Annotated in this window: 17 protein-coding genes, 2 tRNA genes and 2 pseudogenes; 13 read left to right on the forward strand and 8 right to left on the reverse strand. The window is 65.7% G+C overall.

Going from position 1 to position 22,369, the window contains the following annotated elements:
* Window positions 1–467: 467 nt before the first annotated feature.
* A pseudogene (locus C8N38_RS10360) lies at window positions 468–746 on the reverse strand (integrase core domain-containing protein); the annotation flags it as partial.
* Here C8N38_RS10360 and C8N38_RS10365 point away from each other — a divergent pair.
* Window positions 747–1,213: pseudogene (locus C8N38_RS10365) on the forward strand (IS5 family transposase); the annotation flags it as partial.
* Window positions 1,214–1,340: 127 nt separating this feature from the next.
* On the opposite strand, the gene clpA reads toward C8N38_RS10365, so the two are convergent.
* Together clpA and gloB are read right to left on the reverse strand one after the other, a co-directional pair.
* Entirely contained in the window at window positions 1,341–3,677 is a 2,337-nt protein-coding gene (clpA, locus tag C8N38_RS10370; protein WP_108027024.1) for an ATP-dependent Clp protease ATP-binding subunit ClpA, read from the reverse strand.
* 175 nt (window positions 3,678–3,852) lie between these two features.
* Window positions 3,853–4,614, reverse strand: coding sequence for a hydroxyacylglutathione hydrolase (gene gloB / locus C8N38_RS10375; RefSeq protein ID WP_108027026.1), 762 nt, complete (start codon window positions 4,612–4,614; stop codon window positions 3,853–3,855).
* A 66-nt stretch (window positions 4,615–4,680) separates the two neighbouring features.
* Here gloB and C8N38_RS10380 point away from each other — a divergent pair, with 66 nt between their 5' ends.
* From C8N38_RS10380 to C8N38_RS10405, 6 genes are all read left to right on the forward strand, one after another.
* On the forward strand, window positions 4,681–5,427 hold the full coding sequence (locus C8N38_RS10380; protein WP_108027028.1) for a class I SAM-dependent methyltransferase: 747 nt from the start codon (window positions 4,681–4,683) through the stop codon (window positions 5,425–5,427).
* A 288-nt stretch (window positions 5,428–5,715) separates the two neighbouring features.
* Window positions 5,716–6,276, forward strand: coding sequence for a F0F1 ATP synthase subunit delta (locus tag C8N38_RS10385; RefSeq protein WP_108027030.1), 561 nt, complete (start codon window positions 5,716–5,718; stop codon window positions 6,274–6,276).
* Complete coding sequence (atpA, locus tag C8N38_RS10390; protein ID WP_108027032.1) at window positions 6,277–7,815, forward strand: F0F1 ATP synthase subunit alpha; 1,539 nt, start codon at window positions 6,277–6,279, stop codon at window positions 7,813–7,815.
* A gap of 21 nt (window positions 7,816–7,836) precedes the next feature.
* A complete protein-coding gene (locus C8N38_RS10395) occupies window positions 7,837–8,706 on the forward strand; it encodes a F0F1 ATP synthase subunit gamma (protein ID WP_108027034.1) in 870 nt (289 codons plus the stop codon).
* A 19-nt stretch (window positions 8,707–8,725) separates the two neighbouring features.
* A complete protein-coding gene (atpD, locus tag C8N38_RS10400; protein WP_108027036.1) occupies window positions 8,726–10,150 on the forward strand; it encodes a F0F1 ATP synthase subunit beta in 1,425 nt (474 codons plus the stop codon).
* 57 nt (window positions 10,151–10,207) lie between these two features.
* Window positions 10,208–10,618, forward strand: coding sequence for a F0F1 ATP synthase subunit epsilon (locus C8N38_RS10405; RefSeq protein ID WP_075784985.1), 411 nt, complete (start codon window positions 10,208–10,210; stop codon window positions 10,616–10,618).
* A gap of 356 nt (window positions 10,619–10,974) precedes the next feature.
* Here C8N38_RS10405 and C8N38_RS10410 read toward each other — a convergent pair whose 3' ends face one another.
* The 4 genes from C8N38_RS10410 to C8N38_RS10425 all read right to left on the reverse strand — a co-directional run bounded on the left by C8N38_RS10410 (window position 10,975) and on the right by C8N38_RS10425 (window position 14,686).
* The gene (locus C8N38_RS10410) at window positions 10,975–11,337 is read right to left on the reverse strand and encodes a cytochrome b (protein WP_108027038.1); all 363 of its coding nucleotides are present in this window, start codon (window positions 11,335–11,337) and stop codon (window positions 10,975–10,977) included.
* Window positions 11,338–11,580: 243 nt separating this feature from the next.
* Window positions 11,581–12,765, reverse strand: coding sequence for a vWA domain-containing protein (locus C8N38_RS10415; protein ID WP_108027040.1), 1,185 nt, complete (start codon window positions 12,763–12,765; stop codon window positions 11,581–11,583).
* A 63-nt stretch (window positions 12,766–12,828) separates the two neighbouring features.
* Window positions 12,829–14,130 (reverse strand): DUF2927 domain-containing protein, encoded by a 1,302-nt coding sequence (locus tag C8N38_RS10420; protein WP_245895662.1) that lies wholly within the window; start codon window positions 14,128–14,130, stop codon window positions 12,829–12,831.
* Window positions 14,131–14,239: 109 nt separating this feature from the next.
* Window positions 14,240–14,686, reverse strand: coding sequence for a GNAT family N-acetyltransferase (locus C8N38_RS10425; RefSeq protein ID WP_425440036.1), 447 nt, complete (start codon window positions 14,684–14,686; stop codon window positions 14,240–14,242).
* A 262-nt stretch (window positions 14,687–14,948) separates the two neighbouring features.
* Here C8N38_RS10425 and C8N38_RS10430 point away from each other — a divergent pair.
* Window positions 14,949–15,025, forward strand: a tRNA-Asp gene (locus tag C8N38_RS10430).
* Between the two features lie 28 nt (window positions 15,026–15,053).
* Window positions 15,054–15,130, forward strand: a tRNA-Asp gene (locus C8N38_RS10435).
* Between the two features lie 283 nt (window positions 15,131–15,413).
* Here the strand turns inward: C8N38_RS10435 and C8N38_RS10440 are convergent.
* The gene (locus tag C8N38_RS10440) at window positions 15,414–16,787 is read right to left on the reverse strand and encodes a M20/M25/M40 family metallo-hydrolase (RefSeq protein ID WP_108027046.1); all 1,374 of its coding nucleotides are present in this window, start codon (window positions 16,785–16,787) and stop codon (window positions 15,414–15,416) included.
* Between the two features lie 150 nt (window positions 16,788–16,937).
* Between C8N38_RS10440 and C8N38_RS10445 the strand changes: the two genes are divergently transcribed.
* From C8N38_RS10445 to C8N38_RS10460, 4 genes are all read left to right on the forward strand, one after another.
* A complete protein-coding gene (locus tag C8N38_RS10445) occupies window positions 16,938–17,600 on the forward strand; it encodes a 5-aminolevulic acid synthase (RefSeq protein WP_245895664.1) in 663 nt (220 codons plus the stop codon).
* Window positions 17,601–18,132: 532 nt separating this feature from the next.
* The gene (hemA, locus tag C8N38_RS10450; protein ID WP_108027048.1) at window positions 18,133–19,356 is read left to right on the forward strand and encodes a 5-aminolevulinate synthase; all 1,224 of its coding nucleotides are present in this window, start codon (window positions 18,133–18,135) and stop codon (window positions 19,354–19,356) included.
* 113 nt (window positions 19,357–19,469) lie between these two features.
* Window positions 19,470–20,726, forward strand: coding sequence for a helix-turn-helix domain-containing protein (locus tag C8N38_RS10455; RefSeq protein WP_108027050.1), 1,257 nt, complete (start codon window positions 19,470–19,472; stop codon window positions 20,724–20,726).
* A 447-nt stretch (window positions 20,727–21,173) separates the two neighbouring features.
* Window positions 21,174–22,369, forward strand: a 1,196-nt coding sequence (locus tag C8N38_RS10460) for a cache domain-containing protein (protein WP_146176256.1), incomplete at its 3' end; no start/stop codon positions are given.

A 22,369-nucleotide genomic window follows, 5' to 3' on the forward strand; every position in this document is an offset into this window, starting at 1 on the left:
AACGCCGACCCTTCGACGTTTCTGGTCGCGGTTGCTTCGCACGGCATCGGCAGACGTATTTGAGGCGAAACCAATCCTGCGCAAAAGGCAAGCATGCGGCGGTTCCAGCGATCCGGGCTGTGCATGAAACGGGCTTCAAACGATGACAGTCCATTAGGGTCGGGACCCACTGATTTGCTTGATGCCGCTCTGTCGGCGTGATTCACGCTCCCAAACAGGTGAGGGCTTCATGACCAATCCTTTCTGGCTGACGGACGAACGGATGGAGCGGGTGAAACCTTCGTCGGGAAAACAGGCCCCCGGACTGTTTTCTGATCCTCCAAACTCCCGAAGAGCCATGGTAAGCCTGACTTTCCCCCGCGATTAGGGGGCTGGGGCGATCCAGAATGTTACGGTCGAGTTTGAGTGTTGAGCGGCGACGCGGAGACCGCAAGAGTCTCAAGCGCCCGAGCGGTGGTCTTGGTCAGGAACTCCGTTGGTGAGAGGTATCCGAGCGCCGAATGCGGGCGCGCGGTGTTGTAGTGATGGCGCCAGCGGCCGATCTCTTCGCGGGCCCGCCGCAGCTACCGGAACCAGTGCAGGTTCAGGCATTCATACCGAAACTTGCCGTTGAGGCTCTCGACGAAGGCATTCTGGACCGGCTTGCCGGGCTCGATGAACCGTAAACGCAGGCCGGTACGTTCGGACCAATCGAACATCGCCTTGCTTGTGCTTTCGAGGCCGTTGTCGAGAACGATCTCCTCGGGCATCTGAAACCCCATCGCACGGCGTCGAGCCTGCAGCGCGAAGGGGGCACGGGCCTGACTGGCAGGACCAAGGGCGGCTTGAACACCAAACTGCATGCCGTAACGGACGCCAGAGGCCCTCCAGTCAAGTGCTTCATGACGACCGGCCACGCCAGCGATTACACCGTTGCGGCCGTGCTGCTGAGCCGCCTGCCTCGGGGGACTGGCTGCTCGCCGACCGAGGCTATGATGCCGATTGGTTCCGAGACGACCTGAAAGAAAAGGGGATCAGGCTCTGCATCCCGGACCGAAAATCCCGCGGCAAGCCCGTCAAATACGACAAGCGCCGGTGCAAACGTCGCAACCGGAGAGAGATCATGCTTGACAGGCTCAAGGACGGACCGCGAGCAGCGACACGTTAGGACAGAGGCCCAAGGGTTTTCATCTCCGCGGTCGCTCTCCCTGCCACCGTCATGTTCTGGCTTTGACGATCAATGTGTCCGGAGCCTGGCAGCGGGCCGCAGGAGTCCACAATCCGCTTCTTGCGTTCGTGCAAATTAAAGGCGCGGCGGAGAACCGCCGCGCCTCTTTTCCGCGAAAGGGATTGTCTGCCGCCTATTCCGCCGTCAGAAGAGGCGGCTTTCTCGATGAATCGAGGCGTCGTTTCTCGGGCTCTTCGATCCTGAGGTCGATCTCGCCATCCCGGACGCCGACCTTGACCACACCGCCTTTGGCCAACTTTCCGAACAGCAACTCTTCGGCCAGCGGTTTCTTGATCGTCTCCTGGATGACGCGAGCCAGCGGCCGGGCGCCCATCTTGTCGTCGTAACCCTTCTCGGCAAGCCATTCGGCAGCGGGCCGGGTCAGCTCGATCGTGACGTTGCGGTCCATCAACTGGGCTTCGAGCTGCAGCACGAACTTCTCGACGACCTGCAGGATGGTTTCTTTCGGCAGTGGCGCGAAGGAGATTACCGCATCGAGCCGGTTGCGGAACTCGGGCGTGAAGGTCCGCTCGATGGCGGCTGTATCCTCGCCTTCGCGCCGGTCGCGGCCGAAGCCGATCGCCGCCTTGGCCTGTTCGGCGGCCCCCGCATTCGAGGTCATGATCAGGATCACGTTCCGGAAATCGACCTGCCGGCCATTATGGTCGGTCAGCTTGCCGTGGTCCATCACCTGCAGCAGGATGTTGAACACGTCCGGATGCGCCTTCTCGATCTCGTCGAGCAGCAGCACGCAATGCGGGTTCTGATCGACCCCGTCGGTCAGCATGCCGCCCTGATCGAAGCCGACATAGCCCGGAGGCGCGCCGATCAGACGGCTGACCGCGTGTTTCTCCATGTATTCGGACATGTCGAAGCGCAGCAGTTCCACCCCGAGGCTGGAGGCGAGTTGCTTGGCGACCTCGGTCTTGCCGACACCCGTGGGCCCGGCAAAGAGGTAGTTGCCGATGGGCTTTTCGGGTTCGCGCAGACCGGCCCGGGCCAGCTTGATCGAGGCAGACAGCGCCTCGATGGCCTTGTCCTGGCCGAAGACCACGCGCTTGAGCGTCGTCTCCAGGTCCTTCAGCAGCTTGGCATCGTCCTTCGAGACGTTCTTCGGCGGGATCCGGGCGATCTTGGCCACGACGGCCTCGATCTCCTTGGTGCCGATGGTCTTGCGGCGCTTGCTTTCGGCCAGCAGATGCTGGGCGGCGCCCGCCTCGTCGATGACGTCGATGGCCTTGTCAGGCAGCTTGCGGTCATGGATGTAGCGTGCGGCCAGTTCCACAGCCGACTTGATGGCGTCGGAGGTGTATTTGACCTCGTGATGTTCCTCGAAATAGGGCTTGAGTCCCTTGAGGATCTTGACCGCATCCTCGACCGAGGGCTCGTTCACGTCGATCTTCTGGAACCGGCGGCTCAGTGCGCGGTCCTTCTCGAAATGCTGGCGGAACTCCTTGTAGGTGGTCGAGCCCATGCAGCGCAGCTTGCCGCCTTGCAGCGCGGGCTTCAGCAGGTTCGAGGCATCCATCGCCCCGCCCGAGGTCGCACCGGCGCCGATCACGGTATGGATCTCGTCGATGAAGAGGATCGCATCGGGATGATCCTCAAGCTCGGTAACCACCGCCTTCAGCCGTTCCTCGAAATCGCCGCGATAGCGGGTCCCGGCCAGCAGGGCGCCCATGTCGAGCGCAAAGATCGTGGCCTTCGACAGCACCTCGGGGGTTTCGCCGCTGACGATCTTGCGGGCGAGCCCTTCGGCGATGGCGGTCTTGCCAACGCCCGGATCGCCGACCAGCAGCGGGTTGTTCTTGCGGCGGCGGCACAGCACCTGGATGCAGCGCTCGACCTCCTGGTCGCGGCCGATCAGCGGGTCGATATCGCCCTTGCGCGACTTGGCATTCAGGTTGACGCAGTACTTGGCCAGCGCGGATTCCCGGGACTCGCCGGCTTCGGTCTGGGCGGCGCCGACCTGCGGCTCTTCCTCGAATTCCGAGGCGCCGGTCACCGGGCGGTGTTCGCCGAAGGACGGGTCCTTGGCCACGCCATGGGCGATGAAGTTCACCGCATCGTAGCGCGTCATTTCCTGTTCCTGCAGGAAATAGGCGGCGTTCGATTCCCGTTCGGCGAAGATCGCGACCAGGACGTTCGCGCCGGTGACTTCGGTCCGGCCCGAGCTCTGGACATGGATCGCGGCGCGCTGGATCACCCGCTGGAACGCCGCTGTCGGCACCGCCTCGGAGCCCTCGATATCGGTCACGAGCGTCGCCAGTTCATCCTCGATGAATTCGGTGAGCGTCTTGCGCAGATCCTCGAGATCGACCGAGCAGGCCTTCATCACCTTGGCCGCGTCGGGCTCGTCGATCAGTGCCAGGAGAAGGTGTTCGAGAGTGGCGAGCTCGTGTCGGCGCGCATTGGCTTGTGCCAGCGCAGCGTGAATGGCTTGCTCGAGAGTGTTTGAGAATGAAGGCACGGGACGTGCTCCTTTCCTTCTGTGGCAGAGGCGGGCATTGCCGTTCCTCCACCTTGGCCCCTTAGGATTAAGTTTTGGTGTTTGTTGGCCTGCTTCAAGTTTTTTCTGTTCAAAACTTGGACGCCGTTTCCGGTTCGCCCGGTTTTTCGGCAGGGCCGCCGGGGCGGCGCGGGCCTCAGAACCTGTCCTTGCGCGCGCGGATCTCGGTGAAGACCTCGACATCGGCGGCGGTCTCCAGGCCCAGCGCCGCCTTCAGCTCGGGTTTGCCTGCGCGCAGGAAGGGATTGGTTGCGAGTTCGACGGAAAGCGGCACCGGTACGGTCGGACGGCCCTCGGCGCGGAGCCGGTCGATTTCGGCCGAACGGGCGCGAAGCGCGTCGTTGCCGGGCTCGACGGTCATGGCGAAGCGGGCATTCGCTGATGTATATTCGTGGCCTGAGAAAACAAGGGTCTCGGGCGGCAGCGCGGCCAGTTTCGTCAGGCTGTCCCACATCATCGCGGGCGTGCCCTCGAACAACCGGCCGCAGCCCAGGGCCATCAGGCTGTCGGCGGTGAAGACCGCGTTTCCGCCGGCAAAGAGGTAGGCGACGTGACCGAGCGTGTGGCCGGGCACCGCGACCACCTCGGCCTCGGCCGGGCCCTCGCCGATGCGGTCGCCTTCGGCCAGCGCCCGGTCGAGCGGCGGCAGCCGCGCCGTCTCGGCCGCCGGACCCATCACCTGTGCACCGAAACGTGTCCGCAGTTCGGCGACGCCGCCCACGTGGTCGTGATGGTGATGGGTGATCAGAATCGCATCAAGGCCCCAGCCGCGCGACTCCAGCGCCTCGGCAATCGGGCCCGCCTCGGGCGCGTCGATCAGAAGGGCCCCGCCGGGTCCTTTCACGAGATAGGCGTAGTTATCGCTGAGGCAGGGGACGGTGACGATCTCTAGGGGCATGGCATTCTCGTTCGTCTTGGTTATCTTGGAACCCGAGACCCAAAGCCCAGAGGCAGCCGCGCGGCAATGCATCTCGACGTTCTGGACCTGAGGAACTTCTACTACCGCACCAATCTGGGGCGCGTGGCGCAGAGGGCAATCCGCGAGCAGGTGCGCGAGATCTGGCCCGAGGCCAAGGGCCAGACGGTCGCGGGCTTCGGTTTTGCGGTGCCGCTGCTGCGGCCGCTCAGGGCCAGCGCGCGCCGGGTGGTGGCGCTGATGCCCGGCCAGCAGGGGGTGATGCCCTGGCCTGCGGGCGAGGAAAACGTCTCGGTCCTGTGCGAAGAAACCGCCTGGCCGCTGCCCGACGGGTTCGTCGACAAGCTGGTGCTGCTGCACGGTCTTGAAACCAGCGAACATCCGGGCGCGGTGCTTGAGGAATCGCTGCGGGTTCTCAGGCCCGGGGGCAGGGCGCTTTTCATCGTGCCGAACCGGTCGGGCCTTTGGGCCCGTCGGGACGGCACGCCGTTCGGGTTCGGCCGGCCCTACAGTTCCGGCCAGCTCGAGGCGCAATTGCGTCAGCACGGGTTCGAACCCGAGGCCCATCGCGCCGCCTTGTTTTCGCCGCCGACCGCCAGGCGATTCTGGCTTAAAACCGCCGGGATCTGGGAAAACGCAGGGCAACGCATGTCTGCCTATTATGCGGGCGGCGTGCTGATGGTTGAGGCGACCAAAAGAGTCTACCGGCCGACGGGGCTGGCGACAAAGGATCCGCGGCCCCGGCCGCTGCGCATTCTCGATGGTTTGCCCCAGCCCGGCGCCGAACCCGCCTGAGAGTCCAGCGGGCATGGGCTTTCGCGGTCCGCGCCGCGGCCCGAGGGCCGCCGCGCGCCGCCGCACCGGGCGCGGTTGCCCCGGCGGCACCCGAGGGTCTTGCGGCCCGTTGTGGCGTGACCGTTACCCCCTGCAACATTCTGCCGTTCTAGGCGGTTGCGAGGTCAATCCTCCTCTGCTACACCCACGCCGATTTCGGAGCGTGCCCGACCGGGCGCGCCGCTTGATCTGCCCCGTCCGGGAGTTTAACGGGCATGCGAGGGGCCTTAAGACATCGGAAGGGTTGACGTGTCCGAACCAGCTTCGATTTCGTCCGGCATTGCCAAGCGCTATGCCACCGCGCTGTTTGACATCACCAGGGAAGCCAATGCCATTTCCGCACTCGAAGCCGATGTCGACGCGCTCGACGCGGCCTTGGCTGAAAGCGGGGAATTTCGAGACCTGATTTCGTCGCCGATCTATTCGCGTGACGATCAGGCCCGGGCCATCGACGCCATTGCGTCGAAAATGGGGCTGGGCCGGATGATGGCGAACACGCTGCAACTGATGGCCTCGAAACGGCGGCTGTTCGTTCTGCCGCAGATGGTCGCCGAACTGCGCGGCCTGATTGCAGAGGCCAAGGGCGAGATCAGCGCCGATGTGGTGTCGGCCCGGCCGCTGAGCGAGGCGCAACGCGCCGCGCTGGCCGCCGCGCTGAAAGAGAACGCCGGCAAGGACGTCAAGATCATTGCTTCCGTCGATGAAAGCCTCATCGGCGGCCTTATCGTAAAACTGGGCTCGAAGATGATCGACACCTCGATCCGCGCGCGGCTCAGTGCACTCCAGAACACCATGAAAGAGGTCGGATAAATGGGTATCCAAGCAGCTGAGATCTCTGCGATCCTCAAGGAGCAGATCAAGAATTTCGGTCAGGAGGCCGAAGTTGCAGAGGTAGGCCGCGTGCTGTCGGTGGGTGACGGCATTGCCCGTGTCCATGGCCTCGACAACGTCCAGGCGGGCGAGATGGTCGAGTTTCCGGGCGGCATCCGCGGGATGGCCCTGAACCTCGAGATCGACAACGTCGGGATCGTGATCTTCGGGTCGGACCGTGCCATCAAGGAAGGCGACGTCGTCAAGCGGACCAACGCGATCGTGGACGTGCCCTGCGGCGATGCGCTGCTGGGGCGCGTGGTCGACGCGCTGGGCAACCCGATCGACGGCAAGGGTCCGATCGCGACGACCGAGCGCCGCGTCGGCGACGTCAAGGCGCCGGGCATCATTCCGCGTAAGTCGGTGCACGAGCCGATGGCCACCGGCCTGAAGTCGGTCGACGCCATGATCCCGATCGGCCGTGGCCAGCGGGAACTGATCATCGGAGACCGTCAGACCGGCAAGACCGCCGTGGCGCTCGACACCATCCTGAACCAGAAATCCTACAACGAAGCCGCGGGCGACGACGAGAGCAAGAAGCTCTACTGCGTCTACGTCGCCATCGGCCAGAAGCGTTCGACCGTGGCGCAGCTGGTGAAGAAGCTCGAGGAAACCGGCGCGATGGAATATTCCATCATCGTGGCCGCGACCGCCTCGGACCCGGCGCCGATGCAATACCTCGCCCCCTACACCGCCACCGCGATGGGCGAATTCTTCCGCGACAACGGCCGCCACGCCCTGATGATCTATGACGATCTGTCCAAACAGGCCGTCGCCTACCGTCAGATGTCGCTGCTGCTGCGCCGCCCGCCGGGGCGCGAAGCCTACCCGGGCGACGTGTTCTACCTCCATTCCCGCCTGCTGGAACGGTCGGCCAAGATGAACGAGGATCACGGCGCCGGTTCGCTGACCGCCCTGCCGATCATCGAAACCCAGGCGGGCGACGTGTCGGCCTATATCCCGACCAACGTGATCTCGATCACCGACGGCCAGATCTTCCTGGAAACCGACCTGTTCTACCAGGGCATCCGTCCGGCCGTGAACACCGGTCTGTCGGTGTCGCGGGTGGGCTCGGCGGCGCAGACCAACGCGATGAAATCGGTCGCGGGTCCGGTCAAGCTGGAACTGGCTCAGTACCGCGAGATGGCGGCCTTCGCGCAGTTCGGCTCGGACCTCGATGCCGCGACCCAGAAGCTGCTGAACCGCGGCGCGCGTCTGACCGAGCTGATGAAGCAGCCGCAATATTCGCCGCTGACCAACGCCGAAATCGTCTGCGTGATCTTCGCGGGGACCCAGGGCTATCTCGACAAGGTCGCCGTCAAGGACGTGACCCGCTACGAGGCGGACCTGCTGAGCTTCCTGCGCACCAAGCACCAGGCGCTGCTGGACGACATCACCAACAACGACCGCAAGGTGAAGGGCGAGCTCGAGGATAAGATCCGCGCCGCGCTGGACGAATTCGCCAAGAACTTCGCCTGAGCGGGGATGGGATCAGGATAGATGCCTAGCCTCAAGGACCTCAAGAACCGGATCGCCAGCGTCAAGTCGACGCGAAAGATCACGAAGGCCATGCAGATGGTCGCGGCGGCCAAGCTCCGCCGCGCCCAGGAAGCTGCCGAGAATGCACGGCCCTACGCCGCGCAGATGGAAAAGGTCATGTCCGGGCTCGCGGCCTCGGCCACCGGCGCGGCCAATGCGCCGAAGCTTCTGGTCGGCACCGGAGCGGACAAGGTGCACCTCCTGGTCGTGATGACGGCCGAGAGGGGCCTTTGCGGCGGCTTCAACTCGTCGATCGTGCGTCTCGCGCGCCACAAGGCGCAGGACCTCATCGCCGAGGGCAAGACCGTCAAGATCCTGACCGTGGGCCGCAAGGGCCGCGAGCAGCTGAAGCGCGACTTCGCCGACCATTTCGTGGGCCATGTCGATCTGAGCGAGGTCAAGCGCATCCGCTACGGCAATGCGCGCGACATCTCGCAGGACATCATCGCCCGGTTCGAAAAGGGCGAGTTCGACGTCGCGACGATCTTCTTCAGCCGCTTCAAGTCGGTGATCAGCCAGGAGCCGACCGCCCAGCAGATCATCCCGGCCGTCTTCGACGAACCCGAGGACAGCTCGACCATGTATGATTACGAGCCCACCGAGGGCGAGATCATGGCCGAGCTTCTGCCCCGCGGGGTGGCGACCCAGATCTTCGCCGCGCTTCTTGAGAACGGCGCCTCCGAACAGGGCGCGCGGATGTCCGCGATGGACAACGCGACCCGGAACGCGGGCGACATGATCGACCGGCTGAACCTCGAGTACAACCGCTCGCGTCAGGCTGCGATCACCAAGGAGCTGATCGAAATCATTTCGGGCGCCGAGGCGCTCTAACGGAACCGGAGAAACGACAATGGCAAATGCTGTAGGCAAGGTCACCCAGGTGATTGGCGCCGTGGTCGACGTTCAATTCGACCAACACCTGCCCGAGATTCTGAACGCGCTGGAAACCGAGAACAACGGCAAGCGGCTGGTGCTGGAAGTGGCCCAGCACCTTGGCGAGAACACCGTGCGCACCATCGCCATGGACGCGACCGAGGGTCTCGTGCGCGGCGCCAAGGTCACGGATTCGGGCAAGCCGATCTCGGTGCCGGTGGGCGACGCCACGCTGGGCCGTATCCTCAACGTGATCGGCGAGCCGGTCGACGAAAAGGGTCCGGTGCGCGCCTCGGAAACCCGCGCCATCCACCAGCCGGCCCCGGAATTCGCCGAACAGGCGACCTCGTCCGAGATCCTGGTCACCGGCATCAAGGTCATCGACCTGCTGGCCCCCTATTCGAAGGGCGGCAAGGTCGGCCTCTTCGGCGGCGCCGGCGTGGGCAAGACCGTTCTGATCATGGAACTGATCAACAACATCGCCAAGGTGCACTCCGGCTACTCGGTGTTCGCGGGTGTTGGCGAGCGGACCCGTGAAGGCAACGACCTCTATCACGAGATGATCGAGTCGAACGTCATCAAGGTCGACGATCTGTCCAAGTCGCAGGTGGCCCTGGTCTACGGCCAGATGAACGAGCCTCCGGGAGCCCGCGCCCGCGTCGCGCTGACCGGCCTGACGCTGGCCGAGCAGTTCCGCGACCAGTCCGGCACCGACGTGCTGTTCTTCGTCGACAACATCTTCCGCTTCACCCAGGCGGGCTCCGAGGTGTCGGCGCTTCTGGGCCGTATTCCTTCGGCCGTGGGCTACCAGCCGACGCTGGCGACCGACATGGGCGCGCTGCAAGAACGCATCACCTCGACCAAACGGGGCTCGATCACCTCGGTTCAGGCCATCTACGTTCCTGCGGACGACCTGACCGACCCGGCGCCCGCGACCTCGTTCGCCCACCTCGACGCCACCACGGTTCTGTCGCGTGCGATCTCGGAACTCGGGATCTACCCGGCGGTGGACCCGCTCGACTCGACCTCGCGGATCCTCGATCCGTCCGTCGTCGGCGAAGAGCATTACCAGGTGGCCCGCGACGTGCAGGGGATCCTGCAACGCTACAAGTCGCTGCAGGACATCATCGCCATCCTCGGCATGGACGAACTGTCGGAAGAGGACAAGCTGACCGTGGCCCGCGCCCGGAAGATCCAGCGGTTCCTCAGCCAGCCCTTCGACGTGGCGAAGGTGTTCACCGGTTCGGACGGCGTCCAGGTGCCGCTTGAAAAGACCATCGCGTCCTTCAAGGCGGTCGTGGCCGGCGAATACGATCACCTGCCGGAAGCCGCCTTCTACATGGTTGGCGACATCGACGACGTGATCGCCAAGGCCGAGAAGATGGCGGCCGACGCGGCCTGATAGGGCTTACGGCGCCGGACGGACCGTCCGCCCGGCGCCTGCTTGCAAGGAGGCAACATGGCCGACACGATGCAATTCGATCTGGTGGCGCCGGAACGCCGGGTGGCCTCGGAAAAGGCGACCTCGGTCGTTATCCCGGGCTTCGAGGGCGATCTGACCGCGATGCCCCAGCACGCGCCGCTGATCACCACCCTGCGCCCCGGCCTGCTTGAGGTCTTCACCGAGAGCGGATCGCAGAAATACATCGTCACCGGCGGGTTCGCCGAAATCACCGCTGATGCGGCGACGGTTCTGGCCGAACGCTCGCATCCGGTCGAGGAGGTGACGCAGGACATGATCGACGAGATGGTCGCCGAGGCCCGTGCGGCCGCTCGCGACGCGCATCCCGATGTGGTCGACGCCGCGGCGCGGATGCTGGCCGACATGGTCGCGATGGGCACCCATATTGGCTTCGAGCCGCAGACCTGAGGCCCGCTGCTCGTACGCTTTGAAAAGGGTCCGCCTCGGCGGGCCCTTTTTCTTTTTCGGTCTTTCGCTTTCGGCGGGTCCGGATCGGGCGGGACCACCCCGTCCGCCGAACACCGCTCAGCGGCTGTGCCGGAAGTCGGGGCCATCGCCCAAAGCGTGCTGTCGCGGTCGATGCAGTGGTGCTTCAGCGCCAAAAGAACGTGTCCCGCGACGATGATCGGCAGCGCCCAGGCCAGCGCCCAATGCGCCCGAACCAGACAGGGCGTCAGTTCCGTGTGCTTACCGCCCAGCGTCGGGATGTGGAAAAGCCCCGCCACCGGGATCGAGTATCCGGCCGACGAGCTGTTTCGCCAGCCTCACAGCGGGACGGCGATCATCAGCAGGTAAAGCGCGAAATGGCCCAGATGCGTGGCACGCTGCATCCGGGGCGGCATGGCGGCATCGAGTGCCGGCGGCCGATGGGTGGCACGCCAGGCACTGCGCGCGACGATCAGAAAGATGGTCAGCGCGGCGATCGACTTGTCGGTGGTGATTGCCCAGATCTTCTGGGCGGTCTCGGCATCGTTGACGCCGTAATGCAGCTTGGCGCCGCCGTAATAGCCCAAGATCCAGGCGATCAGGAGGGGGGCGGCCATGATCCAGCGAAAGAATTTCGAGATCCGATTGAAAGCCCGCTCGGCCGTCTGGCCGGGCGCGCCGGTTTGGGCATGCCTGTCCATCGGTCGGGTATCTCTTGTCTGGCCGCGCGGACCGCCCTTGCGCGGCCGCCGTCCGGACCTGCCCGGGAGTGGGCCGGGCTGTCGCTTGGGGGGCGGTCCGGCAGCCCGGTTCGGCGGGACGCGCCGATTGCGATTGGGGTTACAATCGGAAGATGGAGCCAGGGTCAGGGCGCGGACACGTCCAAACGCCCTCGCCTACCGCGCTTGCGCCGGAGGAATGGACCGTGCAGAGGGGGCGAAGCGTCAGCGGCCCAGCGCCTTCATGCCCCGCTCGATCCCGTCGAGGGTCATCGGCACCATGCGGTTGTCGAAGATCTCGCGGATCATGCCGATCGACTGGGTGTAGTGCCAGTGCCGTTCGGGCACCGGGTTGATCCAGAGATGGTCCGGCCACTGCGCCCGGGCGCGTTCCAGCCAGACCCGGCCGGGCTCGGCGTTCCAGTGTTCGTTCGCGCTGCCCGCGAAGGCGATTTCGTAGGGCGACATGCTGGCATCGCCGACGAAGATGCACTTGTAGTCGGACCCGTAGGTCCGCAGCACCTCGGCGGTCGGCGTGACCCGGTCCCAGCGGCGGCGGTTGTCGCGCCAGACGCGTTCGTAAAGGCAGTTGTGAAAGTAATAGTGCTCGAGATGCTTGAACTCGGACCGCGCGGCCGAGAACAGTTCCTCGACGACTCGGATATGGTCGTCCATCGACCCGCCCACATCGAGAAACAGCAGCACCTTGACCGCGTTGTGCCGTTCGGGCCGGGTCTTGACGTCAAGATAGCCGTGATCGGCCGTGGCCCGGATCGTGCCGTCGAGGTCCAGCTCTTCGCGGGCGCCGTCGCGCGCCCAGCGGCGCAGTCGTTTCAGCGCCACCTTGATGTTGCGGGTGCCAAGCTCGACCGAGTCGTCGAGATTGCGGAATTCGCGTTTGTCCCAGACCTTGACCGCGCGGCGATGGCGGCTTTCGTCCTGACCGATGCGCACGCCCTCGGGATTGTAGCCATAGGCGCCGAAGGGAGAGGTCCCGGCGGTGCCGATCCACTTGTTGCCGCCCTGGTGGCGTTCCTTCTGTTCCTTCAGGCGCTCCTTCAGCGCCTCCATCAGCTTGTCGAAACCGCCCATCGCCTCGATCTCGGCGCGCTCGGCCTCGGACAGGTGGCGTTCGGCCAGCTTGCGCAGCCAGTCCTCGGGCAGGTCGAGCGCCTCGAGCACCTCGCCCGGGCCGATTTCCTCGAGCCCGCCGAAGCTTTGCGCGAAGGCCCGGTCGAACCGGTCGAGCAGGCGTTCGTCCTTCACCAGCGCGGTGCGCGCCAGATAGTAGAAGCCCTCGGCGTCATAGGTGACGAGGCCCAGCTTCACCCCTTCGAGAAAGCTCAGATACTCCCGCAGCGAGACGGGAATGCCGGTGGCGCGAAGCGTCTGGAAAAAGGGCAGGAACATGGTCCGAGCATAGGGGCGGGCGGGCGCGCCGGAAAGGGAAAAGCCCGGATCAGTCGGACCGGATCAGTCGGACTGTGCCGGGTTCAGCCAGGCGATTTCCGCCATGCGCTCGCGCACCTCGTCCTCGGAGCCGAATCCGTAGCGCGCCCAGCCAAGCGCATCGCGCCGGATCGCGGCGGCCTCCCTGTGCCAGCCCAGCATGTCGAGCGCCTCGGCCTTCATCAGCAGCATCGAGGCCAGAAGGGCGGCATTCTCGCCGTTCTGCACGTCGTCGAGGTGATCGTCGATGATCAGGACGGCGGTATCCGGCTGCCCGGCAGACAGCGCGAAAGCCGCGATATGCATGGCCACATGGGCCGATTGCACGCGGGTCACCGGATGGGCGGCATAGATCTGGCCCGCCTCGAGGAACGCAGCCAGCGAGGTTTCGCCATTGTTCTGGCCAAGCGCCAGGCGGCCGAAGGCAAAGAGGCTGAAGGCCAGGCGGGTGTCGCGCCAGCCCTGGGTGCGGGCGATCTCGACCGCGCTCCGGGCGGCCGCAACCCGCTGCGACGGGGCGGTGCCGGGGCCGAGCGCGGTCTCGATGGCGTCGATCCAGACCCGCGGCGTCGGCGACATCAGATCGCCTCCGCCGATGCGTTCGCCGCGCGGGTTGAGCCGGGCCAGAAGCCGCGGCAGCGCCCGGGCGGCTTCGTCGCGGGTGGTGCCGTTATGCAATTCGGGCGCGTAATAGGCGCGCAGGATCAGCATGTCGAAGCCGGTCAGGACGGTGTGGAAATTATCGTCGTTGAAGACCGAATCCGGCAGCCGGTAGAGGTCGTTCAGCGGGCCGATGGCCTGGGCCAGTTCCTCATGCAGGCAGTCGCGCACCTCTTGCGGGCTGACGTCGCCGGGAATGAAGATCGCGACCCGTTCGCGCACCGGCAGCGTGGTCCAGTCGACCTCGCCCGAGCGGCGGCTTTGCCGGTAGTCCTCCCAGGAGGAGACGCGCGGTGCCACGAAGCAGGCGGCCTGCGGCACCAGCCGCTGCAACTGGCTGCGGGGCAGGAACTCGATCGTGATGCTGGCCGGCGCGTCGGCGGCGACCCGGCGGATCCCGATCCCGGCCTCGCGGCGGAGCCGGACCAGCAGCGCCGCCAGATCGGGTTCGAGGCTGGCGGGGGCAGGGCCGGTGACGCGGACGGTGATCGGCCCTTCGAAGCGCGTCATGTAAGGCAGGCTGCGCCCGCTTTCCATCTGGAAGGCGAGGTCGAGAAAGTCCTGGGCGATGGCGGCGTTCGAGCGTTGGGGCGGTGTCACGCGATGGGTGACGAAGGTTTTCATCGGCGGCAGATCGGCGAGCGCCGGCGGGCGGCGTGCCGGCATTTCCGGTCCGGGACCGGCGCAGGCGGCAAGCGCCAGCAGCAGGGCCAAAGGCCGCGCCAGGGCCGCGGCTCGGTCGATGGTCCGCGCCGCGGGGCCGCCGCGGCGGGCGTCAGCCGCGGACATATTTCACGAAGGGGGTGGGCTGGCCGATCCGGTCGTAAAGCTGTCGCGCGGTTTCGTTCGAGTCCTGGGTGAGCCAGTAGACCGAAGGCGTGCCCCGGGAATCGGCCACCGCGTAGACCGCCTCGATCAACGCCCGGCCGACGCCGCGGCCGCGCATGGCGGGATCGGCGTAGAGATCCTGCAGATAGCAGACATTCTCGGGCTTCCAGCAATGCCGGTGGAAGATGAAATGCACGAGCCCCACCGCCTGACCGCCGCTCAGCGCGAGGCGGCAGCCCATGTTCGGATCGCCGCCATGCAGGAGTCGCGCGAAGGTGATGTCGTAGGTCTCGGCCGGGACCGAGGTGTCGTAGAAGTCGAGATAGGCCGCCCAGAGCCGATGCCAGGCACTGGCGTCCTCGGGGCGAAGCGGACGGACGATGAGGTCGGTCACGGCGGGGGGCCTTTCGCGGGGAGAGCAGGGGGAATCCGACAGTCGCATCTTGCGAGACCGCCGCGGTCTTCACAAGGGTCGGACGCGGTTCGCCGACCATTGCGGGGCCGGGCGTGGCCTTGCGGCCCGGCTTTTTGCGGGCTGCGGCGGGGCGGGTGAAAAAACCCGCGCGGCGGGGGCAAGATTTGCGACCGGAGGCGCTTGACGGGGGCTCTGGGCGTCAATAAAAGGCACGTCACGCCGGGCGAGCCCGGAAGGCGCTGCGGTTGTAGCTCAGTTGGTTAGAGTACCGGCCTGTCACGCCGGGGGTCGCGGGTTCGAGCCCCGTCAACCGCGCCACCGCCTTCCAGTTTGTCCCGCGCGATGCGCGGTTGTAGCTCAGTTGGTTAGAGTACCGGCCTGTCACGCCGGGGGTCGCGGGTTCGAGCCCCGTCAACCGCGCCACTTCTTTAAGTTCTGATATGTTTCGTTCATCCGGACGAAAGAAGCCGGGCGCTCCCGCCCGTCTTTGGCGGCCTTTCGGCCGCCGCATCCCGTTGGGCCGGGCGCCGCGCTGGCGCGCGGCGCGGTCGGGGCTGTGCGGAAGGGGGTATTTCGCCCGGCCGGTCGTGGTGGTGCGCCAGGGGCTCGCATCGGTTCCGCCGTCCGCGGGGCCGCGGTGGTCGGCCCCGCCGTCTGCCCCGGACCGGAAAACACTCGCGGCCGGGGGGCTGTCTCGGTGGGCCGCTCAGTCGGCGAGTGCGGCCAGGATTCGAGCCCAGCTGCGGATGCCCTTGTGGAAGCTCTCGAGATCGTACTTCTCGTTCGGCGAGTGGATTGCGTCGTCATCCTTGCCGAAGCCGATCAGCATCGATTCCATCCCCAGAAGCGTCTTGAAGTAGCCCGCCACCGGGATCGATCCGCCCGAGCCGACAAAGGCCGCCGGGTTGGGCCATTCCTGCGACAGCGCCCGACGGGCCTTCTCGAAGGCCGGATCGGCGATGTCCATCACCGAGGCGGGCGAGGCGCCGTGGGTGGCGAACTCGGCGGTGCAGTCGGGCGGCAGCATGTCCTGCACCATCTTCCGGAACGATTCGCGGATCTTCAGCGGGTCCTGGGTGCCGACGAGCCGGAAGCTGATCTTGGCCGAGGCCCTGGACGGCAGCACCGTCTTGAAGCCCGCGCCCTCGTAGCCGCCGGAGATGCCGTTCACCTCGCAGGTCGGGCGCGCCCAGAGCATTTCCAGCACCGACCGGCCGTCTTCGCCCGCCGGGGTCGAAAGCCCGACCTCGCCCAGGAACCGGTCCGCGTCGAAACCGGTCCCGGCCCATTGGTGGAGAATCTCTTCGGGCATTTCGGGCACCCCGTCGTAGAAGCCCGGCACGGTCACGCGGCCGGTGTCGTCATGCAGTGCCGCGATGATCCGGGCCAGCACCCGGATCGGGTTCATCGCGGGGCCGCCATACATGCCCGAATGCAGGTCCTTGGACGGGCCGGTGATGGTGATCTCTTCGCCCACGAGGCCGCGCAGCATGGTGACGATCGTGGGGGTCGCCTCGCCCAGCATGCCGGTGTCGCAGATCAGCGCGAGATCGGCCTTCAGCCGGTCGGCGTTCTCCTTGAGGAACGGCACCATCGAGGGCGAGCCCGATTCCTCTTCGCCCTCAAGAAAGACGGTGATGCGGGCGGGCAGGGACCCATGCACCGCCTTCCAGGCGCGGCACGCCTCGAGAAAGGTCATCAGCTGGCCCTTGTCGTCGCCCGCGCCCCGGGCGCGGATCACCTTGCCCTTCGGCGTCTCCTCTATGGCCGGATCGAACGGGTCGCGATGCCAGAGCGACAGCGGGTCGACCGGCTGCACGTCGTAGTGACCGTAAAAGAGCAGGCTCGGTCCGGTCGAGCCGCCCTTGGCGACGACCATCGGATGCTTGGGCGTGGGGCAGATCTCGGCGTCGAAGCCCATCGAGGCAAGATCGCGGACCATCCATTCGGCGGCCTCGCGGCAGGCGGCGGCATGGGCCGGATCGGTCGATATCGACGGGATGCGGAGCAGCGCCATCAGCCGGTCGAGCGCCTGCGGCAGATCGGCGTCGATACGGGAAAGAACAGGGTCAAGGCTCATCGCGGACTCCTTCTGGTGCGGGGGTTGCGCGGACCCTAGCAGGCCGGTGGGGGGTGTCCAGAGGGGGTCTGGGGCAGGGGCCGGAGGGCTGGCAGGCCGCCGCCGGGAGGACTAGAGTCACCGGGCGGTCGTCTTGACAGGAGGTGGGACATGGATTGCAGGAACGAAAACGCGGGGCAGCAAGGGGCAGAGGCCGGGCCGCGCCGGGGTCAAACCCGTCTTCCCGCGCGGATTCTCGGGATTTCGCTTGGAGTTGCCCTCGGGCTGGGCGCCGCCGTCGCGGCCTCTGCCGAACCGGTCGACGGCAAGGCCGCGCGCAAGCTGGCATTCAAGCCGAAAGGTGCCGAGGTCACCGTGATCGACCTGCCTTTCCTGTCGGAAGCCGACCGCAAGGGGCTGGTCTTCGCGGGCGAGCAGCAGCCCTATTACGGGGCCATCGCCGTCGCGCCCAGCGAGGGGCTCATTTCCGAGGCGACGCTCGCCGCGGCCAACTATCACGACGTCGAGTCGGCCCGCGCCGCGGCGCTGAAGGGCTGCGACGCCGCCCGCAAGCCCGATGGGAAGCCTTGCGTGATTGCGGCCGAGATCAGGCCGAAAGGCTGGGAGCCGCGGGCGCTGCAGCTCTCGGCCGATGCGACCGAAGGGTTGCGCTCCGACTACGGCCGGCGGGGCGGCCCGCGCGCCATGGCGATTTCGGAATCGACCGGCCGCTGGGTGGTCCGCAAGGGGCCCGACGCGGCGGCTCAGGCCATCGGCGCCTGTGCCAGCGCCTCGGGCGCGTCCGATTGTCGGGTGGTGGTCGAGGATCGCTGAGACGGAGGCTTGGCCCTGCGGGGCATGGTCTCTCTGGACCCGCTACACAGGGGCGGGTCCCGGACGCCGCCAGATGGCCTTTCCGGTGAGGCTGTCTAGCCAGACTTACAGTCGCTCTGTCCACCTGAATTGACAGAAATCAATGTTCAAACGCGAAAACTGTCGCTAAGCTGACGGACGGGTGGTGTGCGCGAACGCTCCTTCAGACCGAATCGTGCCATATTGCCCGGGTATCGGTGGACCTCAGAAACCCTGTTTCCGATCGGAACGCCTGGCCCGGGAAGGCTGACGCAAAAGCGAGGATCGGCTGAAATTTTGTGCAGCATCACGCTTCGATATCCGCCGTTTTTCGCATAAGAGAAACGGACGGGAAACGGAAACGGCAATTCGGACGCTCCCGGCCGGGACGGACGGAACGCCAGAGGGGTCGGTCGGTGACCCCTGAACGCAGAAGGACCCGGAAGGTTCCGCAGGGCGGGGCGTGACGGAAATCCTCGATGGCCTTGCGGGGCCTAGAAAAAGGAGAGACCCGGTGGATTATACCGCTGCTTTGGACGCATCCATCAACCGGCTGCATGAAGAGGGACGCTACCGCACCTTCATCGACATCGAACGGCGCAAGGGCGCGTTCCCCGAGGCGGTCTGGAGCCGTCCTGACGGTGAGAACCAGGACATCGTCGTGTGGTGCGGCAACGACTATCTCGGCATGGGGCAGCATCCGACGGTGATCGCCGCCATGCAGGATGCGATTTCGGCCACCGGCGCCGGGTCGGGAGGCACCCGCAACATTTCGGGCACCACGGTCTATCACCGCCGTCTCGAGGCCGAACTGGCCGACCTGCACCAGAAAGAGGCCGCGCTGGTCTTCAACTCGGCCTACATGGCCAATGACGCGACGCTCTCGACCCTGCCGGTGCTGTTCAAGGATCTGGTCATCGTCTCGGACGAGTTGAACCATGCCTCGATGATCCAGGGCATTCGCCGCGGCCGCTGCGACAAGCACATCTTCCGCCACAACGACATGGCGCATCTCCGTCAGGTGCTGGAAGGCATCGAGAAGGGCCGCCCGATCCTGATCGCCTTTGAGTCGGTCTACTCGATGGATGGCGATTTCGGCCCGATCGAGGAAATCTGCGACCTGGCCGACGAATTCGGCGCGCTGACCTATATCGACGAGGTCCATGCGGTCGGCATGTACGGCCCCCGCGGCGCCGGTGTCGCCGAGCGTGACAACCTGATGCACCGCATCGACATCATCAACGGCACGCTGGCCAAGGCCTTTGGCGTGTTCGGCGGCTATATCGCGGCCTCGGCCAAGATGTGCGACGCCGTGCGGTCCTATGCCCCGGGCTACATTTTCACCACCTCGCTGCCGCCGGCCATCGCCGCTGGCGCCTGTGCCTCGGTGCATCACCTGAAATCCGACCAGGCGCTGCGCGACAAGCATCAGGACCGCGCCCGCGTGCTGAAGGCCCGTTTCAAGGGGCTGGGCATGCCGGTGATCGACCATGGCAGCCATATCGTTCCGCTGATCATCGGCGATCCGGTCCACACCAAGCGCATCTCGGACATGCTGATCGAGGGCTACGGCATCTACGTGCAGCCGGTGAACTTCCCCACCGTGCCGCGCGGTACCGAACGGCTGCGGTTCACGCCGTCGCCGGTTCATACGCCGGAACAAATGGATGCCCTGATCCGCGCAATGGACGAGCTTTGGGCCCAATGTGCGCTGAATCGCGCCGAACTCACCGCATAGATCCAACTGCGGGTGTACCGCTCCCGCGCTTGTGATAATGTTTCGTCAAAGAGGCGGCGATTCCACGGATCGCCGCCTCATCGAGGACACGAAGGCAGGCACAGGGCGGTTCCATGATCAGGCGCAGGCAGCCGCGCGCGGCTGAGGGCTCGCAAGACGCACCTAAAGGTTTCGATGCGTTCGAATTGCGTCTTGGGGATGTCATGCGGGGAGAGCGGGCGACGCTCGGCAAGTCCCTGCTGGACGTCCAGCGCGAACTGAAGATCCGCGCAACTTACATCGCCGCCATCGAAAACGCCGATCCGACGGCCTTCGAGACGCCCGGTTTCATCGCTGGCTATGTGCGGTCCTATGCCCGCTATCTGGGGCTCGACCCGGAATGGGCCTATCGCCGCTTCTGTGAAGAGGGCGATTTCGCCACCGTAAACGCCATGGATGCGGCGGCGTCGCCGCGGCCCCAGGCGTCGCGCCGCAAGTCGGTTTCCGAGCCGCGCGATCCGCTGGCCGACCCCAATGCGATCTTCGTGCCGCGCGGTCCCGCGTTGTTTTCCCAGGTGCAGCCCGGTGCCATTGGCTCGATGCTGGTGCTGCTGTCGCTGATCGCGGTGCTGGGTTATGGCGGCTGGTCGGTGCTGACGGAGATCCAGCAGGTGCAGCTCGCGCCGCTCGACGATCAGCCGGGCCTGATCGCCGATGTCGATCCGCTTCAGGTGGCCGAGGCCGATCCGCTGTCGGACGAAACCCCCGCGACGCCCCCGTCGGTCGAGGCGCTCGACCGTCTCTATCGGCCGCAAGCTCTCGACCGTCCGGTCATGGTCGCCCGCGACGGACCGATCGCCACCATCGATCCCGGCGAAATCGGGGTTCTGTCCAGCGATCGTCGTCCCGACCGGGCCTTCGACCGCGCCGTTGCCAGCGCGCTGGCCGAGGCCGGTGCGGGCGCGCCGAGCCTGACCGTCGCTCAGGCAGGCGCGGCTGGCTCCGGGACGCGCCCTGTTCAGGTCGTGGCGGCCGACGCAACGCCCGAACTGGCGCTTCTGGCCGTGCGGCCTGCCTGGGTTCGCGTTTCGGCGGCGGACGGCACCGTACTGCTCGAGAAGATCCTGAATGCCGGCGAAAGCTACGTGCTGCCCCGGACGGACGAGCCGCCGACCTTGCGCGCTGGCAATTCGGGCTCGGTCTATTTTTCGGTGAACGGTCAGACCTACGGGCCGTCCGCGCCGGGCGCAAATGTCGCCAAGAACATCGAGCTTTCGCCGAAAGCGCTGACCCAGCGCTATCAGCTGGCCGATATCAAGGCCGATCCCGATCTGGCGGTCGCGCTTGCCCAGAACGAGGTTCCGGTCGCCGTATCGGGGCCGTCCCGCTAGGGGCGTCGTCGTCGGCCGAGGTTTCACTGTTCCTCCGAGGAACGCAGGCCGCCCCAAGGGCGGCCTTTGTCGTTCCGCCTGTCGCTTGCGTCTGATCGTCCGGCTGCGATCCTTTGGCGATTGCGTCCGGCAAAGGGTCTGGCTGTGACCGCGCGATGGGTCCGGGCGGGAGAAAGAATGTGTATCGAGATGCAATTGGTGGCTGGCTCGATCCGGACTGGTATGGCTCCCGAAGAATTGCAGGGGGGCCGGAAGTCATCCGGGCGACCGGGAGATCCGTATTGGAGTCAATAAGACAATAAAAACAAAGGGGAAAAGGGAGGCCATGGCCAAGCTGCGCGTTCGGCGGCAAAAGTCATTCAGCATTTACCTAGAATTGAACTTTAAGAGAGTTTCTAAACGGTTTGCGGTATACCGCGCAGCATTGCACAATTCGAGGTAGCACGCATGCCCGCCTTCCTGTACCGGATCCCGTTCCGCATTTATCTGATTGTGATCGTAGCGCTTGCGCTGTCGATCGTGCTGTCGGTCCTTCTGCTCTCGCGCGCCGTCGACAACGCATATCAGATGCGCGAGATCGAGCTTCACGGCATGACGGATGCCGCGATCTCGCTTCTCGACGATCTTCAGTCGAAGGTGGAAGCCGGAGAAATGGACCGAGCGGCGGCCGAGGCGAGGGGCCGACAGCTTCTCGAGACGCTGCGTTTCGGCGAGTCGGGGTACCTGTTCGCGCTCGACAACGACCTCATCGTGAAGGCGCACGCCACGCTGCCGGAATGGGTCGGGACCGACAAATCTGACTATGCGGACGTCAAGGGGCTGAAACTCTTTCAGGAAATGCGCGAGGTCGCGTTGCGCGACGGGGCGGGCACGGTGGAATACTGGTTCCAGAAACCCGGCGAGACGGACCCCGAGAAAAAGCTTGGCTCGGTGCAGGAGTTCGAACCCTGGGGCTGGCTGGTCGGAACCGGTGCCTATGTGTCGGACATCAATGCCGAACTGGCCAGCATGCGGATGGCGTCGATCATAACGCTGATCGTGGGCATGCTGCTGCTGATCGCCGTGTCGACCGTGCTGGTGCGCAGTGTCACCCGGCCACTGGCGGCATTCGTTGGGTCGATGAGCGATGTCGCGGATGGCCGCTACAATACGGAAATCCCGGCCGCGAAGCGCCACGACGAAATTGGCGACCTCGGCCGCAACCTGTCTGCGTTCCGCGACAAGCTCGCCGATTCGGAGCGTCTCGCCGCTGCCCGCGAGGAGGACCGCCGCGAACAGGAACGCGTGGTGGCCGATCTGGGCGTCGGGCTGCGAGCGCTGTCCGAGGGCGATCTGACCCGGACCATCGACACGACCTTCGCGCCGGCCTACGAACAGCTGCGTCAGGACTTCAACGCCACCGTCGACACGCTGAACGCGCTGATGGGCGAAATCGTCGAGAACTCGACCGAGATCACCACCCGCGCCGAGGAAATCAGCGGCGCCTCTGACGACCTGTCGCGCCGAACCGAGAACCAGGCCGCCACGCTGGAAGAGACCGCCGCCGCCATGGACGAGATGACCGCCAGCGTGCGCGCCGCCGCCGACGGCGCGGCCCAGGTCGAAAACGTGGTGCGTGAGGCACGCGGCAATGCCGAACAGTC

The organism is Rhodovulum kholense (assembly GCF_003053725.1).
In the GTDB taxonomy this organism is placed as follows: Bacteria; Pseudomonadota; Alphaproteobacteria; order Rhodobacterales; family Rhodobacteraceae; genus Rhodovulum; species Rhodovulum kholense.